Origin of the sequence: Peribacillus simplex, from assembly GCF_001542915.1 — a bacterium.
Classification (GTDB): Bacteria; Bacillota; Bacilli; order Bacillales; family DSM-1321; genus Peribacillus; species Peribacillus simplex_B.
Map to the genome: position 1 here is coordinate 1,097 of NZ_LNNH01000017.1, position 14,655 is coordinate 15,751.

At 43.6% G+C, this 14,655-nt stretch carries 17 protein-coding genes; 14 read left to right on the forward strand and 3 right to left on the reverse strand.

Annotation, left to right across the window (positions count from 1 at the left end):
* The 8 genes from AS888_RS26400 to phoU all read left to right on the forward strand — a co-directional run.
* Positions 1-397 (forward strand): hypothetical protein (locus AS888_RS26400; protein ID WP_221408588.1); only part of this gene is annotated, 397 nt, incomplete at its 5' end.
* Positions 385-1,605 (forward strand): MFS transporter, encoded by a 1,221-nt coding sequence (locus AS888_RS09645; RefSeq protein ID WP_061141972.1) that lies wholly within the window; start codon positions 385-387, stop codon positions 1,603-1,605. The genes AS888_RS26400 and AS888_RS09645, both read left to right, overlap by 13 nt.
* 173 nt (positions 1,606-1,778) lie before the next feature.
* On the forward strand, positions 1,779-3,956 hold the full coding sequence (locus tag AS888_RS09650) for a peptidoglycan D,D-transpeptidase FtsI family protein (RefSeq protein ID WP_061141973.1): 2,178 nt from the start codon (positions 1,779-1,781) through the stop codon (positions 3,954-3,956).
* Positions 3,957-4,165: 209 nt separating this feature from the next.
* Positions 4,166-5,128 (forward strand): PstS family phosphate ABC transporter substrate-binding protein, encoded by a 963-nt coding sequence (locus AS888_RS09655; RefSeq protein WP_061141974.1) that lies wholly within the window; start codon positions 4,166-4,168, stop codon positions 5,126-5,128.
* 139 nt (positions 5,129-5,267) lie between these two features.
* Positions 5,268-6,167: a phosphate ABC transporter permease subunit PstC gene (gene pstC, locus AS888_RS09660; protein WP_061142097.1), complete on the forward strand. Its 900-nt coding sequence runs from the start codon at positions 5,268-5,270 to the stop codon at positions 6,165-6,167.
* A gap of 3 nt (positions 6,168-6,170) precedes the next feature.
* Positions 6,171-7,049, forward strand: coding sequence for a phosphate ABC transporter permease PstA (gene pstA / locus AS888_RS09665; protein WP_061141975.1), 879 nt, complete (start codon positions 6,171-6,173; stop codon positions 7,047-7,049).
* A 17-nt stretch (positions 7,050-7,066) separates the two neighbouring features.
* Entirely contained in the window at positions 7,067-7,894 is an 828-nt protein-coding gene (pstB, locus tag AS888_RS09670; protein WP_061141976.1) for a phosphate ABC transporter ATP-binding protein PstB, read from the forward strand.
* Positions 7,895-7,912: 18 nt separating this feature from the next.
* On the forward strand, positions 7,913-8,566 hold the full coding sequence (gene phoU, locus AS888_RS09675; protein WP_061141977.1) for a phosphate signaling complex protein PhoU: 654 nt from the start codon (positions 7,913-7,915) through the stop codon (positions 8,564-8,566).
* Between the two features lie 53 nt (positions 8,567-8,619).
* Here the strand turns inward: phoU and AS888_RS09680 are convergent, their stop codons facing one another.
* Complete coding sequence (locus AS888_RS09680; protein ID WP_155645447.1) at positions 8,620-9,066, reverse strand: endolytic transglycosylase MltG; 447 nt, start codon at positions 9,064-9,066, stop codon at positions 8,620-8,622.
* Positions 9,053-9,451: a hypothetical protein gene (locus tag AS888_RS09685; protein ID WP_061141979.1), complete on the reverse strand. Its 399-nt coding sequence runs from the start codon at positions 9,449-9,451 to the stop codon at positions 9,053-9,055. Before AS888_RS09685 ends, AS888_RS09680 begins: the two co-directional genes overlap by 14 nt.
* 422 nt (positions 9,452-9,873) lie before the next feature.
* Here AS888_RS09685 and AS888_RS09690 point away from each other — a divergent pair, with 422 nt between their 5' ends.
* The 5 genes from AS888_RS09690 to AS888_RS09705 all read left to right on the forward strand — a co-directional run bounded on the left by AS888_RS09690 (position 9,874) and on the right by AS888_RS09705 (position 13,353).
* Positions 9,874-10,482, forward strand: a complete 609-nt coding sequence (locus AS888_RS09690; RefSeq protein WP_061141980.1) for a hypothetical protein — start codon at positions 9,874-9,876, stop codon at positions 10,480-10,482.
* Positions 10,483-10,598: 116 nt separating this feature from the next.
* Complete coding sequence (gene rpmG, locus AS888_RS25020) at positions 10,599-10,748, forward strand: 50S ribosomal protein L33 (protein WP_028391797.1); 150 nt, start codon at positions 10,599-10,601, stop codon at positions 10,746-10,748.
* A 116-nt stretch (positions 10,749-10,864) separates the two neighbouring features.
* Positions 10,865-11,425 carry a 5-formyltetrahydrofolate cyclo-ligase gene (locus tag AS888_RS09695; RefSeq protein ID WP_061141981.1) on the forward strand — a complete coding sequence of 187 codons (561 nt, stop codon included), beginning with the start codon at positions 10,865-10,867 and terminating at the stop codon, positions 11,423-11,425.
* A 75-nt stretch (positions 11,426-11,500) separates the two neighbouring features.
* Positions 11,501-11,689, forward strand: coding sequence for a hypothetical protein (locus AS888_RS09700; protein ID WP_061141982.1), 189 nt, complete (start codon positions 11,501-11,503; stop codon positions 11,687-11,689).
* A gap of 125 nt (positions 11,690-11,814) precedes the next feature.
* Positions 11,815-13,353, forward strand: a complete 1,539-nt coding sequence (locus AS888_RS09705; protein WP_061141983.1) for a rhomboid family intramembrane serine protease — start codon at positions 11,815-11,817, stop codon at positions 13,351-13,353.
* Here the strand turns inward: AS888_RS09705 and AS888_RS09710 are convergent.
* Positions 13,348-14,205, reverse strand: a complete 858-nt coding sequence (locus tag AS888_RS09710; RefSeq protein WP_061141984.1) for a hypothetical protein — start codon at positions 14,203-14,205, stop codon at positions 13,348-13,350. The genes AS888_RS09705 and AS888_RS09710 overlap by 6 nt on opposite strands.
* 226 nt (positions 14,206-14,431) lie before the next feature.
* On the opposite strand from AS888_RS09710, the gene AS888_RS09715 reads away from it, so the two are divergent.
* A complete protein-coding gene (locus tag AS888_RS09715) occupies positions 14,432-14,653 on the forward strand; it encodes a YqgQ family protein (protein WP_061141985.1) in 222 nt (73 codons plus the stop codon).
* Positions 14,654-14,655: the final 2 nt, after the last annotated feature.

The following is a 14,655-nucleotide window of genomic DNA, read 5'->3' on the forward strand; positions in this document are numbered from 1 at the left end:
AGGATCCCCTTACGTGGGATCCTGTCTTTTTTTGTGTTTTCTTCTCTTAGCTGAAATCACCAGAACCGCTCCACTCGCGAGTAAACCCCAAAAATTCGTTTTGCCAATCGAAGAGTTTTCTTTGCACTGTTTTGGATGGGAAGAGTTAAGAGGAAAACAGTATAAGGGCAACTACTTCTCTGTCGTCGCCTTCGTCTTGCCAATCGAAGAGTTTTCTTTACACTGTTTTGGATGGGAAGAGCGAAAAGGAAAACAGTATAAGGGCAACTACTTCTCTGTCGTCGCCTTCGTCTTGCCAATCGAAGAGTTTTCTTTACTTTTTTTTTACATAAATCCCCTTGTTTTTTCAAACACTAGAGTGGAATTTAAAGGAGAGTTAAAACAATGGGTATTTTAGAGAGATGGTTGGGTGAAGCGGGAGGGAAGAAGGATCTGCACCTGCTTTTGTTTATCGGCGGACTGTACAGCCTGAGTATTGCTTTGTCCAATACATTCGTTAATGTGTACTTGTGGAAACAATCCGGTCAAATTGTTGATATTGCTGTATATAATCTAACCGTGGTGCTTTTTCAACCGCTGACGTTTGTTTTTGCCGGCAGGCTGGCGAAGAAAGTGGATCGAATCATTGTATTGCGTCTTGGTGTTATCTTCTTGGCCCTGTTTTATTTATCTGTCCTTTTGGTCGGGACGAGAGCCACGGATTTCATTTGGCTTCTTGGTGCATTGATCGGGATAGGGTATGGGTTTTATTGGCTGGCGTATAATGTCTTGACTTTCGAGATTACCGAGCCGGAGACGAGGGATTTCTTCAATGGTTTTCTGGGGATTTTATCTTCTCTTGGAGGAATGATTGGTCCGATTCTTTCAGGGTTCATCATTTCGAGGCTTGAAAAATTCACGGGATATTCCATTGTATTCGGATTATCATTGCTTTTGTTTTCCGTTGCCGTTTTTCTTAGCTTTTCGTTAAAAAGGCGTCCTGCTCATGGGAAATACTTTTTCCTAAGGATTTTGAAAGAGCGGAAAAACAATCGGAATTGGCTGTTGATCACTCGCGCCCACTTTTTTCAAGGACTGCGAGAGGGTACTTTCATGTTCATCATTTCAATTATCGTTTACATCCAGACGGATAGTGAACTTGCGTTGGGGAGCTATGGTTTATTGAATTCCGCCATATCATTCGTTGCGTATTTTCTCGCTTCTCGTTATATAAAACAACCGATGCGAAAAAAAGCGATCTTTATCGGCGGAATCCTGTTATATTCGGGGGTTTTGCTGATCGCATTTGATGTCACCTTCGGAAAGCTTCTCATTTATGGGGCAATTGTGGCGACCGCCTATCCGATCCTGCTCGTCCCATACATCTCCTTGACCTATGACATCATAGGCCGGGCATGGCAAGCTGCGGATATGAGGATTGAATATATTGTCGTCCGGGAGCTATTCGTCCATTTTGGAAGGATCGTATCCATTTTGGGGTTCATTTTGTCCGTCCTGTTTTTTGACTTGAAGCAAGTCCTGCCGATTTATTTGTTGATCGTGGGGGCAGGGCATACGATGATATATTGGTTTGTGCGGAAAATCGATATCAACGACCAAGATTGAAAAAGGGGCCTAAAGAGGCCTCTTTTCCATGAAGTATGAGCCGTAAGTCACATTTTGTCGAAAGTGGGTCAGATGTTTAATATTTCTAGAACACTAAGGTAGAAAAAAATAAGAATGTTCTATAGAATAGTAAAGGACCATTATGACTATGTAAAAAGGATGTGTGGCTTAGTGTGAATAAAAAGAAAAAGAAAAAGACGCATGTGCCTTTCAGATTGAATATTCTTTTCTTTTTAGTGTTTGTTTTGTTTTCCGCTCTCATTTTACGCTTAGGTGTCGTGCAGATTGTGTATGGCGATGATTACCGGCGTGAGATTGAAAGAACAGAGGAAGTGACCGTGAATAATTCGGTGCCCCGTGGGAAAATGTATGACCGAAATCTGAAATTGATGGTCGACAACCAACCACTGGATGCAATTACATATACACGAAAGCAAGGTACGAAACCAGCAGAAATGGTGGAAACCGCCGAGAAACTTGCGAAGTTGATCGAAAAAGATACGGATAAAGTGACTGAGCGCGATAAGAAGGATTTTTGGATAATGAATAATCCAAAGCTGGCGGAGAAAAAGGTTACCGATAAAGAGAGAAAGAAAGTCGAAGAGGGTGAGCTGACAGAGAGTGATTTGTACAAGCTTCAGCTCGACCGGATTACAGAGGATGAAATAAAACTTTCCGATAAGGATATGGAAACCCTCGCTATTTACAGGGAATTTGCCAGCGGATATGCACTTACGCCGCAGATTGTGAAAAACAAGAAAGTATCGAAGGAAGAATTCGCCAGGGTGAGTGAAAACCTCGATTCGCTGCCTGGTGTGGATATATCGACGGATTGGGATCGTTTTTATACGTATAATAAGACACTCAAATCGGTATTAGGTAAAGTATCTTCTTCCGAAGAAGGTTTGCCGAGTGAAAGTCTCAATTATTATCTGGCGCGTGATTACAGCCGGAATGACCGTGTAGGAAAGAGTTATATCGAGCTTCAATATGAGGACATCCTCCAAGGGCAGAAAGCGAAAGTAAGGAACGTGACCGACAAATCGGGAAATGTCGTCGACTCCGAGGTGGTTTCTGAGGGTCAGCGCGGAAAAGATCTTATCTTGACGGTTGATATGGATTTACAGCTGGCAACCGAGGAAATCATTGAAAAGCAATTGATTGCCAAGAAAAAATTGGGGAACACGAAGTTTCTCGATAGGGCGTTCGTCGTGATGATGGATCCTGATACAGGGGAAGTCCTGACGATGGCGGGCAAGAAAATTGAGAAGGATCCGAAGACCGGTAAATCCTCCATAGAAGACTTCGCCTTAGGCAATATCACGACTTCCTATACGATGGGTTCTGCCGTGAAAGGTGCCACCGTCTTAACGGGATACAAGCAGGGAGCGATCCAGCCGGGCACCGTCTTTTATGATACGAAATTGAAGATCAAGGGTACAAAGGCTAAAGGATCGTACAGTAATTTCGGGAACATCAATGATTTGACGGCGTTGAAGGTGTCTTCAAACGTTTATATGTTCAGGACGGCGATCAATATCGCCGGTGCCCACTATGTGCCGAATGAGCCATTGAATATCAGTTCAAGCGCCTTTTCGACGATGCGTAATTCATTCTCACAGTTTGGCTTGGGTGTGCGCACGGGAATCGACCTTCCAAATGAAATGGGCGGGTTCAAAGGCTCGGAAACATCACCAGGTAAGCTGCTTGACCTTGCTATCGGGCAGTATGATACGTACACACCGATGCAGCTTGTTCAATACGTTTCCTCCATTGCCAATGGCGGAAACCGCATGAAGCCACATATGGTCAAGGAAATCCGTGATCCGGTCGATAATAATGAGGAATTGGGACCTGTCGCCGAAGACGTTTCTCCGACGGTCATGAATCGCCTGGATATGAAAGAAGACTGGATCAAGCGCGTACAAAGCGGTTTCGAGAAGGTTTCAATGGAACAAGGCGGGACAGCTTATAGGTTCTTCGGGAATAAACCGTACACAGTCGCTGCTAAAACAGGGACGGCTGAAGCGTTCTATGATGGACCGGACCGCGAGAAGTTCAGTGAGCCTCAAGATACGATGAACATCACGATGGTGGGCTATGCACCTGCTAAAAATCCTGAAGTTGCATTTGCGGTCGTCGTACCGTGGGCATATCAGGGCCATACGGGTCATGACATGAGTAAAGAAATTGGTAGGGATATCATGGACACGTATTTCAAACTGAAAAAAGAACGGGCTAAGAAGGAAACGAATAAAGATGCAGAAAAATCGACTGATTTGAAAGTGGAGAATGGAAAAGACGTTCAAAAGGATCAGGCAGAGGTCAGAAAAAGCCAGAAAAATGAATGAATGAAGTCAAAACACGTTTTCGGATAAACCGAAGACGTGTTTTTTTTTGCTATTTTGCCCATTATCAATGCGAATCCGGCATCTTTACAATTAACACACAATAATTTACTGAATATTTACAATCCCTTCAAACGGGGTTTACAGACTAAAAGTATGATTTGGTTGTAGGACAAAATATTCATATAAAAAATTCTTAGGGGGACTTACAAATGAGACGTTTCAAAGGTGTGGCGATGACTGTAGTGATGGGCGGAGTAATTGCAGTGGCTGCGGGTTGTGGATCTGATGATGCTAAGACAAGCGGCAGTGAAGCAAAAGGGTCAAGCCAGCTGCAAGGGGAAGTGATCACGGATGGTTCTTCTACGGTCTTTCCAATCATGGAGGCAGTGGCAGAAGAATATATGAGTGCCCAGCCTGATGTCAAAGTTTCCGTTGGATCATCAGGAACTGGCGGCGGTTTTAAGAAATTCATCGCCGGTGAGACGGATTTAAGTAATGCCTCACGTCCGGTCAAAGAAGAAGAAAGTGCAATGCTTGATGATAAGGGAATTAAATATACAGAATTGAAACTGGCATTTGACGGCATTTCAATCGTCGTCAATAAAGATAATGACTTCATCGATTCACTTACGGTTGAAGAATTGCAAAAGCTGTGGGTTGATGATGGCAAGGTGAAGATGTGGTCGGATATTCGCCCTGAATGGCCGAAGGAAGAAATAAAATTCTACTCCCCGGGAACAGATTCGGGCACATACGATTATTTCAATGAAGTGATCCTGGAAGAAAAACCGATGGTGGAGAATGCGACGCTATCCGAAGACGATAACGTCCTTGTACAAGGCGTGGAAGGTGATAAGAATGCGATCGGATTCTTCGGATTTGCCTACTATGCTGAAAATAAAGATAAGCTGAAGATCATTTCCATCGATAACGGAAAAGGCGCTGTAGAGCCAACTCATGAAACGATTAAAAGCGGGGAGTATGCACCATTGTCCCGTCCGCTTTACACATATGTCGCCAACAAGTCTGTAGCTGAAAAAGAACAAGTGGCCGACTATACAGAATTCGTCATTGAAAATGCAGGGGAACTTTCCGAAGAGGTGGGGTATATAAGCCTTCCGGAAGAAGAGTACCAGAAAGATCTTGATAAATTGAAGGAACTGAAAAAATAATTGATATTACAGGCTATCAAAAATCCCGCCTTGGCAAGGTGAAGGCGGGGGCAACGGCTTGTAAATCCAAATATTGCGGGTCTGAAATGGAGGATGCAAGTTGGAACTGAGAAAAACAGAAACCTATTCTGTACAGCAAATGATCCTGGAAAAGAAAAGCAAGAAAAAAATAAATGTAGAAAAAATCATACCGAAGCTCTTGTTCCTTATGGCGGCCATTTCCGTTTTCACTACAATCGGGATTATCCTGACGCTCATATTTGAAACATTCATCTTTTTTGACAGGGTTTCGATCGTCGAATTTTTCACGGAAAGCAAGTGGCTCCCATTTGCATCTGTTCCTTCATTTGGAATCATGCCCCTTGTCGTTGGGACGTTGAAGATTACGGTGATAGCTGCGGTGGTTGCCGTTCCGATAGGGCTTGCAACAGCCATTTTCTTGAGTGAATATGCATCTGAGAAAACACGGAGGATCATCAAGCCGATATTAGAAGTTTTAGCCGGGATTCCGACTATCGTTTACGGCTTCTTTGCCTTAACTTTTGTAACACCGGTTTTGCGGGATCTATTTCCTTCCCTTGACATGTTCAATGCCTTAAGTCCCGGGATCGTTGTAGGAATCATGATCATGCCGATGGTGGCCTCTTTGTCGGAAGATGCCCTTGTTTCAGTACCAAAGTCGATTCGCGAAGGTGCGTATGCGCTTGGTGCAACGAAACTTGAAACGACCATTAAAGTGGTATTGCCGGCGGCCATATCCGGAATTGTCGCATCCATCGTGCTTGGCTTATCCAGGGCGATCGGCGAGACCATGATCGTGAGTGTGGCAGGGGGCTCGACCCCGAGCATGAATATGGATGTCACTTCATCGATTCAAACGATGACCGCCTATATCGTACAGGTCAGTTCAGGGGATGCAGGGTATGGGACAACGATCTACTACAGCATCTATGCGGTGGGAATGACACTGTTCGTCTTTACGCTTGTTATGAATTTACTGGCGCAGTTCATCTCTCGCAGATTCAGGGAGGAATATTAAGACATGAAGCTGATAAATAAAAGTCATGTTGCAAAAAAGATGCCCGTAAGGCTGGCGGTCAACACGATATGTAAAGGATTGTTTTTCTTGGCAACACTGGTTGGCCTTATCGTATTGGCCATCTTATTTTATCGGATATTCACTCAAGGAATTGGCCATTTGAATGGGGATTTCCTGCAGAATTTCGCTTCGAGGAAGCCAGAGGAAGCTGGGATAAAAGCGGCCTTGATCGGGTCGATCTGGTTGATGGCCGTCGTTGCGCCCGTTTCGCTTATGCTTGGTGTAGGGACGGCCATTTATTTAGAGGAATATGCGAGGAAGAATTGGATCACCACTTTCATCAAAGTGAACATCTCCAATTTGGCAGGGGTTCCGTCGATCGTGTTCGGATTGCTTGGCTTAACGGTTTTCGTCCGGGCTCTAGCATTGGATCGGTCCGTATTGGCGGCAGGCTTGACGATGAGTCTCCTCGTCCTTCCCGTTATCATCGTGGCTGCCCAGGAGGCGATACGTGCCGTCCCGCGTGATTTAAGGGAAGCTTCCTTTGGGATGGGAGCAACAAAATGGCAGACGATACGGAAAGTTGTCCTGCCAGCTGCCATACCTGGCATATTGACGGGCGGAATACTTGCTTTATCAAGGGCAATCGGAGAAACGGCTCCATTGGTTGTGGTAGGTATCCCACTGTTCATCGCCTTTTTGCCGCAAACGGTGCTGGATACATTTACCGTGCTCCCGATGCAAATTTATAATTGGACATCTCGTCCACAGGAGGAATTCCAGCAGGTCGCTGCCGCAGGAATCATCGTATTGCTCATCTTGTTGATTTTTATGAACTCAGTCGCGGTCCTGATTCGAAATAAATTCCAGAAAAGATACTGAACGAGGAGGAAGGTAGAATGAATATGACCTTAACGAGAGAAAAAGAGTCAACAGCCATCGCGACGGATGCTGTACAACCCGCCGCCTTACCGGAAAAGGTATATGAAACGTCCGATCTCAATTTATGGTATGGGGAAAACCACGCTTTGAAAAATATTAACCTTGATATGCATCAAAATGAAGTGACAGCCATCATCGGGCCTTCTGGATGCGGAAAATCCACCTATATCAAAACATTGAATAGAATGATCGAATTGGTACCGGATGTCAAAACGACAGGTCAGATCAAATACCGGAACAGAAATATCCTGGATCAGTCATACAGGGTTGAAGATTTACGGACACAGGTGGGCATGGTCTTTCAAAAACCTAATCCGTTTCCTAAATCCATATACGATAATGTGGTCTACGGACCAAGAACCCATGGCATCAAAAACAAAAAGATACTGGATGAAATCGTTGAAAAGAGTTTAAAAGGGGCAGCCATTTGGAATGAAGTGAAAGACCGGCTGCACGAAAATGCCTACGGACTTTCAGGTGGACAGCAGCAGCGCCTTTGCATTGCCAGGTGTTTGGCAATCGAACCGGATGTCATTTTAATGGATGAACCGACTTCTGCCCTTGATCCGATTTCCACCCTGAAGATAGAAGAATTGGTCCAGGAACTGAAAAAGGACTTCAGTATCATCATCGTCACCCATAACATGCAGCAAGCGGCGCGTATTTCCGATAGAACGGCCTTCTTCTTAAACGGGGAAGTCGTAGAGTACGCCAATACCGACACCATTTTCTCCAATCCGGATGATAAAAGAACGGAAGACTACATTACAGGGCGCTTCGGTTAACGAGAAAGGGTGATAATCATGATCGTTCGTGAAAATTTTGAACTTCAATTGAAAGAGCTTCAAGAAAAAGTGGTCGATTTGGCCAACCTAGCTTCGGATGCCATTTCAAAATCATTCGCTGCGCTGGAAAATAGGGATGCAGAAGCGGCATTGGAAGTCATTGAAGATGATACGAAAGCGGATTTACTGGAAGAGGAAATCAATGATTTTGCGATTTTGCTGATTGCCAAGCAGCAGCCTGTTGCCATTGATCTAAGAAGGATCATTGCGGCCATAAAAATTGCCTCCGACATTGAAAGGATGGCAGACTTTGGCGTCAATATCGCCAAGGCGGCAATCCGTATCGGCGATCAGGAGTTCATCCTCCCTTTGACTCCGCTGCAACAGATGTATGATATCACGCTAAAGATGATCGAACTCTCGATAGAAGCATTCGAGAAGGAAGATGTCGTGTTATCCAGGGAAATTATCGAAATGGATGAAGAAGTCGATCGTTTTTATGGAGAAATGATTCGCAGCCTTCTCCGGCTTTCTGATGAAAAGAACCTTCAGCAGGTCACGCAGCTCTCATTCATTGCCCGCTATTTGGAAAGGACTGCGGATCACACGACCAATATCGCCGAAAATATTTATTTCCTTGTAAGAGGTAGATACATCGGCAGAAATGACTGATCCAATCCGCAAGTGAAAAAAGAGGCTTTGGAAAAAGCCTCTTTTATTATTGATTAATGAGATAAAGTATTGGCCAATTGCCGATAAGACATCGTATTCGTGACCACGAACTCACCGATTTGAATTTTTTTCGAGAAGCCATGCTCGTTCATGTAAGCCTCAAACTCAGATGCATCATCGATGATCTTTTTCTCGAAAAGCCGCTTGGCAATTTCAGTTGTGGTCATATTCGATTTGACTTTTATGGTATATGAGACGATAGCCGATTCCTCAGCATTCGGAGAATGATCGGTCTCCTTTGACGGCTGGACAGTTTGCTTCGCTTCTTCATGGGGAAGCGAGACAACGAATCCGTCATTCTCGAGCATTTCCTTCGCTTCCTCAATGGTCACATTGGTTTCTTTCAATAATCCGGTTCCATAGTAACAGCCGGCAAAGATGCAAGTCGTGAAGATGATTCCGGCGGAAATGCCCTGCAGTCTTGCCTTAAACATCTTCATTTCCCCGCATTCTATGCTGTTCGATGACCGATAGGGTTTGTTCCTCGGTTAAGGAGGATTGTTTAGCGATTTGGGCCAAAGAAAGCCCCTGCCCGTATAGGGATAGAACTTGGCTCTTTAGAATTTCATGAATCGCTTCGGAATTCCTGGAAGTGACAGGTGGCTGTGGAATTTGAGCTTTTACGGCAGGAAGGGGATCACCCTCGATGACGAATTCCTCTTCAAGGATCTTCACTTTCTTTTTTAATTGATAGATATCCTGCATATAGGTTATCGTCATCTGTTCTAAATCTTCTTCCAATTTGGCCACCTTATCTTTGCTGAAAAACGAAAGGATAAGAAGGATGACGGCCAACGAGAAGAGAAGGATGATAAGGGTTTCCATGTTTTCACCTCAGAAGATAATTTTCGACATATACTTATATTTTACACATATTTTAAAAAAAATGGAGAATTTCATATTTTTATAGCCTTTACAGGGGCAGCACCCGCCATTTTTTTTGCTTGTCTTGTTTTAAAATCATGTCGAAACGTATCAAGACCGTAGCCATGAAAAAAAAATGGCCATGAAAACGGGCATAAAACCTTTGCTAGATAACTTGCATAAAATTCGACAAAATGTGTTTATTGTCCATCAGCTCAATCAGTGCTAACATGAAGGTAGAATAAATCGAAAAACGAATATTTTGAATATTTAGACTCATTGAACCCATAAGGAAATGGTGTGCAGATCCAAGCGTGGATTCTTTCACTGTCAGCGCCTAACGATAAGCTGTTTACCAATAGAGAAGAAGAAGGGATGATTATATGAATTCGTTATACGCATATATGCCGCAGGGTAACCAAGATCTGTATCGTAAGGGGTTAAAGGCTGGTTTATGGATGGATGAGAGTTTTGATTGGTATCCTGAGGAAGATATGATGAGTCATCCGAATGGGGAGATACGGACACTGCTACAAACGTTTACACAAGGCCAGGTGACCTTTTCGAAGTTCACGATCAGGAATACCTCATTCGAGACGAAGCGGCCAAAAGTATTTTTTCACTATGAAAACGCTTTCGAAAAGCAGGCAGTGGCTTTTTACAGCCCCAATGAACGGGCCATATTACATGTAGCACCCCGTTCCATTGCTTTATTAGGCGGTCTCGTAAAAGGGAAAAGCATCTCTCAATATTGCATTCAAGGCAAGGGAAGCCTTTATCAGGAGGGGTGTTTCAAATCATTGAAAGAAGGGCTGCTTGCTTACTCACCGCTTGCGAAAGGGGAAGTGACGAGCATGTTCACGTTGGAGACGGAGATTCTGCCGAAGGAATGTGTCGAAGCGGTGGCCTGGGCGATTCATGCTGAAACGAAGGAGGAAGCCAAAGTTATCAATAATCAGCTTCTACTTACAATGCAAAACGTTACGAATTGAAATGGATAAAAGTTAATGTGCGATTTCCCAAAAAACATACTAGCAATTCACAGGGAATAATGCTATTATAGAAAAGTCCTATGTGAAAAAGTCAATATGTTTGGAGGGAAATACACATGCGCGTGAATATTACATTAGCTTGCACTGAATGTGGAGACCGTAACTATATTTCTAAAAAAAATAAACGTAACAATCCAGACCGTCTTGAGCTTAAAAAGTACTGCTCAAGAGAAAAACGCAGCACGACTCACCGTGAAACAAAGTAAGCAACAGGATTTTTCCTGTTGTTTTTTTTATGCTTTTTTTTACGTTCTTACCGACGTTCTGTAAACGAACTGCTATTATGGAATAATAAAGCAGCAGAGCAAAGGAGTGGGTAACGATGAAAGATAACAAGAAAAGGCTTCGACAGGAAGTGAAATCCCTCTTGATGGGGCTGACCGATGGGGAACATGAAGAAGGATCGAACAGGATAGCTGAAAACTTATTTTCGTTGGAAGAATGGAAAAAGGCAAAAACGATCGGCATCACGATTTCCATCCATCCCGAAGTGCCAACAGAACGGATCATCGAACAAGCGTGGAGTGAAGGCAAGGAAGTGGCGGTACCAAAATGTGAGACGTTGCAATTCAAAAAAATATCCTCCTTCAAAGAGCTGGAGTCTGTATATCATGGGCTGCTTGAACCTGTAGCCGAAACAGCCAAGGTGACGAAAAGCGAAATGGATGTAGTGATCGTCCCCGGCCTCGCTTTTACGAAAGAGGGGTTTCGCCTCGGCTTCGGGGGCGGCTATTATGACCGGTACCTTCCCGGCTTCAAAGGAACCACGATGGCCCTTGCATACGAAATTCAGCTTGTGGATGAGCTCCCGATAGAGATGCATGATATGGCAGTCGATAAGCTCATTACCCCATCCAAGGTCCTGCAAACGTCCGTCCAATAGAAGATGTTTGATTTTTATCACTTTTAGCTCATAAAAATCCTCTCCTGTATCACACTAATGATAGGAGGGATTGCTATGCTTCGATCCATTATTCACATCTTCTTGGTTGGTTTAGCGGTGTATGCCGGTTATAAAAACCGGTACCGCTTGGTCAATGCGTCGCTATCCAATGGCTTCCTGAGAAGATTTCTAGTGACCAAATCCTTGAGCATGCCAATGTTCAGGGACAAAATGATGCAAAGCATGTTCAGTCAAACCAAATGAAAATGCCTGCATTTCTTAAAAAGGAACCTCATCAAGGTTCCTTTTTTTACTTTTTTCATGATATCGTCTATAGTTTTAAGTAACAAAATCAGAAGCTTGAGATCGATTGGAAAGTGGGGAAGGCATTGGGATTTAAAGAGGATTATTTGTTTTGGGGAACCATAAGGGAGTTGTCGGCCCATTATGATTATCGAATGATTACCGTCACGGAAAACCATCAGGAGATTTGGCTTGAAAGCGATACGAATAAGGAATTCCCTGTCATCAGGCTGATCCGGCATGATTTGGATTGGGCAAACTGGCTGAAGCGTGATATCGAACGGACTCTGCAGAATGGGGAAAGAATCAGGCAGAAATTATACAAAAAACCAATAAACATATTAAGCATCTATGTGAGTAAATTTACGCCTGTCGATGATCATGATTTCAGTTTGCAGGCTGCCTCCTATAAAAAAACGAAGGTGGACACATTCATTCTCACTTCTGAAGCATTTCAACAGTCGCTTCAGAACCTTGAGCATGTCTTGAAAAAATCACTTTCCGTTCAGGTTCTTCAAGAAGATGAAATAGATGAAGAAAAAGTACTTGCCTTAAAGAAGGACGCCATCTCCGAGTCAGTCAAAAAGGCCAAGGCAGAGCAGAAAGTGTTTCAAAATGCCAATAAGCCTTTCTTTACATATATATTCATGGCGATTCAGATAGCTGTGTTCATCTTGATGGAGTTCAATGGGGGCAGCACCAATTCCAAGACGTTGATCGAGTTCGGGGCAAAATCCTCACCATTGATCATGCAGGGGGAGTGGTGGAGGTTCCTTAGCCCGATGATCGTGCATATTGGCTTCCTTCATTTGCTGATGAACACTTTTTCCCTGTATTTAATTGGTGCTGAAGTAGAAAGGATTTACGGCAATGCCAGGTTCCTTTTCATTTATGTATTCGCTGGCTTTGCCGGGACGCTAGGCAGTTTCATCATGACCCCGAACCTATCGGCTGGCGCAAGCGGAGCGATTTTCGGCTGTTTCGGAGCACTGCTGTACTTTGGAATCGTCTACCCGAAGTTATTCATGCGCTCGATGGGATCGTCGGTCATCGTCTTGATCATCATTAACCTGATATATGGTTTTTCGGTTTCAGGCATTGACAACGCAGGACATATCGGAGGTTTGATTGGTGGCTTCCTTGCTGCTGGAGTGGTCCATCTTCCAAAAAACAAACACATTTTGCGGCAGTTGGTTTTTTTAATGGGAACGGTGATTTTGACTTATACTCTGCTCCAGTACGGCTTCCATCATCAAAACAGCTCGGCCGTCAATGATAACACGATGGCGCTGCTTGCCCAAAAATATATCGATGATGAAAAGGAAGCGAAAGCGGAAGAAATGCTGAACGATTATGTAAGTGACAACCCGGATGCACCTTTTTCGCTATTCATGCTCGGAAATTTAGCCTTTGAAAAAAAAGACATTGACAAAGCCAAGGATTATTACGAAAAATCAATCGCGGCGAATCCGGATTTACATCAAGCGCATTACAACCTTGCCTTGGTCGATATGAATCTTGGAGCATACGATCAGGCTAAGGAGCAAGCAGAAAAGGCGATTGAGCTTGCTCCGGACAATAAGTCATATGCCAAACTGCTGAAGAAGATCGAAACCCAACTATAAATCTTGGCGCAGCATGATGGGGGTACCGTCTTTCAGTGTAAACAAGACAAGTAATTCACGTTGATTCTTCGCCATAAGCAATAGGGGGATGGTGCTGCCTTGTGCATTAACGGTGGATCCATCCTCTTTCTTTATTCCTAATACATAACCTTTATAAAGGCCCTCCCAAAGCCTGCCAACAATTTCTTCCCGCTTGAATGGAGGGAATGCGGAAAGCCATTGGTTTTTTTTGTCAGGGAGGTCGGTCAATGAGATGATGTTATATTGATCCAAGTTAATGTGATACGCTTGACTGGCTTTTTCCAAGCCGTTTTGAACCGTTTGCTCGGTCAAGCTATCCAGGGTTTTTTTCCATTCAATCTGTTCTTCCGAAAGCGGACGGTGGAAATATTGAAAGGAAGGTGTCGTTATGGCATATATTTTATCTTTACTGAGCTGCTGGGCACTGGTGAAAATGGTTTCACTTGGATGAACCTCTGCATAATGAAAAGTGACGGCATCATAACGTCCGCTTTCACTTTCTTTCGCCTTCGCTTTTTGGGAGAGTTCTTGTTTATTTTGCCGCCAATTCTTTAAAGCTCCTGTCAATTTTCCATTGGTATATAAAAGGGATACGTCTTGACGCAGGTAGGCAGGCCGGTCCAATGCGGAACTCACCCTCCAAGTGATCGTATAGCTGGACCCCCCGTTTTCCTTTGGCATAAGATGTGTGGAAGCATGTTCAAAATGGAGCGAGGAATCGATGGGAAAAAAAATGATGGTTTCCTCTGCCCGCTCATTATTTGAAAAATAAAGGATGACAAAAATCGTAGTCAAGAGTAATAAAACGGTATACTTCAATTGTAATTTCATTTTTCCCCTCCATGATGCAAGCCTTTACGGGATGCATCGTCTGTCTGAAATATGAAAAATCGAAACAATTTTAGATTAGGCGTTCACTAGCCTTGTATTCCATCATATGAATGGAGTTGGACATGTATGAGGGGGAGCGGGAAATTATCAAATGAGGAAATGAACGCTTGTTACAAAACGGTGGATTCGATATACTTTCTTATAGAAAAGAGTAAAGAGGCTTATTATGAAAACATATTATGATCTTCAACAATATTTGAAAAGATTTGGTACATTTATTTATATGGGCGATCGTGTCGCCGAGCTTGAAATGATGGAGACCGAAATCAGGGAAATCCATCGGATGCAGATGATGGATACGAAAGATTATCAAATGGCAATCCTGTTAATTAGGCAGCAATTGGCCCTTGAGACGGAGAAACAGAAAAAAATTGATAAAAAAAGGTGAGA